Annotated in this window: 3 protein-coding genes; all 3 read right to left on the bottom strand. The window is 28.9% G+C overall.

The genetic code is table 11. The annotated features are described in order from the left end of the window. Nucleotides 1-753 (bottom strand): aminotransferase class I/II-fold pyridoxal phosphate-dependent enzyme (locus VJ881_11655; protein ID HKL76711.1); only part of this gene is annotated, 753 nt, incomplete at its 3' end. A 9-nt stretch (nucleotides 754-762) separates the two neighbouring features. After that, nucleotides 763-2382: a hypothetical protein gene (locus VJ881_11650; GenBank protein ID HKL76710.1), complete on the bottom strand. Its 1620-nt coding sequence runs from the start codon at nucleotides 2380-2382 to the stop codon at nucleotides 763-765. A 93-nt stretch (nucleotides 2383-2475) separates the two neighbouring features. Further along, nucleotides 2476-2904, bottom strand: a 429-nt coding sequence (locus VJ881_11645; GenBank protein HKL76709.1) for a sugar transferase, incomplete at its 5' end; no start/stop codon positions are given.

Below are 2904 nucleotides of genomic sequence, written 5' to 3'. Positions count from 1 at the left end.
AAGCACTTCCAGCTGGCCCCTTCCTATCCCTGCAATAATATTACTCATCCTGTAATTATATCCTATTTGAGAATGCTGATAATGCGGTGCCTGGTCTCTTGCCTGGGTAGCCAGAAAGCGGGCTTTTTGAATATAATCCTTATTTTTGGATAATAAAGCACCACCTCCTGAGGTAGTAATAATTTTATTCCCGTTAAACGAAAGAACCGACATCTCGCCAAAAGAGCCACAATGTTTTCCATCATATTTACTGCCTAAAGCTTCGGCAGCATCTTCAATAACCGGAATCCTATAATAATTTGCAATTTTTAAAATTTCATCCATTTTTGCCGGCATACCATATAAATGAACCACCATAATCGCTTTTGGTTTTTTGCCATTTTTTATTCGATCCAAAATTGCTAATTCCAATAGCTTCGGATCCATATTCCAGGTTTCCTGCTCACTATCAACAAATACTGGAGTAGCATTTTGATATATAATAGGATTAGCTGTTGCTGAAAAAGTGAATGAAGAGCAAAGTACTTCATCGTTGGGACTAACACCTAACATAATAAGCGCTAAATGAATGGCCGCTGTACCAGAACTTAAAACAGCAACATGGGGAACTTTTATATAATTTCCTAATTCCTGTTCAAAACCGTTTACATTAGGCCCCAGTGGTGCAATCCAGTTTTGTTCAAAGGCCTCATTAATATACTTTTGTTCCCGGCCGCACATGTGTGGCGAGGAAAGCCATATTTTTTTATTCATAATAAAAAATTATTTCTTCAATCTTTCGAACAATAGATTTAATGTTAGAATCTTACCTGTTAATTGATTTGGAACATTTTTACATTCAACATCATTTGCTATAATATTCATTTTTTTTAATGTTTCAATACTCTTTTTAAAAAAGTCAGTAGATTTTGCAATTGGATAAATATTTTGATTTGTTGGTGTTTCTTGCAAATAAGTCTTATTTAATATTTTTCTAATGATTTGTTTTACTATTCTTTTTACTTTGTCAAAAATATAAAAAATTATATCTAACAATATATCAATAATTAATGATGAAGTTGTTGTTCCATCAGTTGTTTTTATTCTGGAAATTTCAGGGTGATTTTTTGAAATCATTTTTCGATGGAAGTAATTAAAAAAACGATTTCTTCTTTTTAAACCAAATCCTATTTTAACAAGCTCCTGTTCAAGCAGAGGAGCATAAGAAGTTAAATAATTATTTGCACTAGTAACATAAACACCTGCATTAGTTTTCATTTTGTAATTAAAATATATATTGTCATAGGATTTTGTATTATTTTCAAGCACATAAGATTTCAGTTTTCTTATTGTATCATTTTTTAAAGCCTTGGAATTCTTTAATAATCTCTTTCCTAAAAGTGAATGAGGGAAAGCTGTTGCCTCTATTCTAAAATTGTATAATTTTTCTAAATTTGTTACCGATTTATTATAAAAGGGAAAATCATGTAACCACCAAAAATCTTTGTATAATTCACCTCCAACACCACTTAATTGTATCTCAACATTTCTTGATAATCTGTCATTATTTAATTGGCTATTTCTATGATAATCAACGATATCAACCTGAGCATCAGACAATTTAAAAATTTCATACATATCTTCTATTTCAAATTTCTTTGTTGTATGATATGTAGGATAAAATTCTTTAGAAATTTTTGATGCTACTTTTTTGCCAATTTTTATATCTTTATTATTTGGTTGTCCACTAATAGCAAGTTCAAATTTGATATCACTTTTCTTGAAGAAACTCAATATTAGGCGAGAATCGAATCCTCCAGTTAAATCAACAGATATTTTTTTATCTCCGATAGCATAAATTAAATCAGAGAAAAAATCTCCCATTTTGATTTTAGAAATTGAATTTATTGAATTTATTTTTTTTTCTTTTGTATGATGATTATTATTTTCAAAAATAAAAATTTCTTTTGCATCAATTCTATTTATTCCTTCAATCAGTGTGTTATTAAAATAAGTAAATCCAAAATGAAAAAATTCTACAATACTGTTATAATTTATATTATCTATTGTAATATCTTTAAAAAAGTCGATCAATTCTAAAAATGAAGTAGAAATACAATTTTTATATTTATATGCCTTAAAAATTCCACTATTATCAATAAAAATAAATTGTCTCTTATTACTATGATCAATTATATAAATAAAAAAATTACCATATATTTTATCGAACTGAAAACTTTCATTTATTAAAATACTTTTTATAATATATTTGATACTTTCTTGCCCACTTTTTTTGCCTGACACGAAAATAAGGCCTTTATAATAAATAGAATAATCATCAAATTGAAAACTATTTATTTTATCATCTTTATTATAAACTATTTTACCCTCTTGAATGATCATAATTATCTTCTAAAATTTGTGTATAACGTAAAAACGCTAAAATTTATTTACACACCAATGAAACACTAATATTCTGAATATTTTGTTAACAAATCATTTAAAGTAGTCTTCTCTCAAATCTTTTCCTAATGCTGTAAACAAAATAATTTTCATATCCAGCCATAATGTCCATTTTTCCATATATGTTTTATTGATTCGAACTTTATCCGGAAAAATAACCTCATCATTATATTGTTGGGGATCTTTCTGCTTCTTCAATATTTCTTCTTCATCTCTATATTTTAAAGAGGCAGCACCGGTTAGTCCGGGTTTTAATTGTAAAATCATCCGGTCATCGCCTTCCAGTCGGTCGGCATACCCTTTCACATCGGGACGTGGCCCCACAAAGCTCATATCTCCTCGAATAATATTTATTAACTCTGGTAACTCATCCAATTTACTCTTACGTAAAAAGACACCCAGTTTTGTAATCCGGAAACTCTCTTTTGCTGCCACACTGGTATTGCTTTTCTCATTTTTCAT

The organism is Halanaerobiales bacterium, assembly GCA_035270125.1.
In the GTDB taxonomy this organism is placed as follows: Bacteria; Bacillota; Halanaerobiia; order Halanaerobiales; family DATFIM01; genus DATFIM01.
The sequence above is the reverse complement of the archived record's forward strand: the minus strand, read 5'-3'. Positions and strand labels throughout refer to the sequence as shown.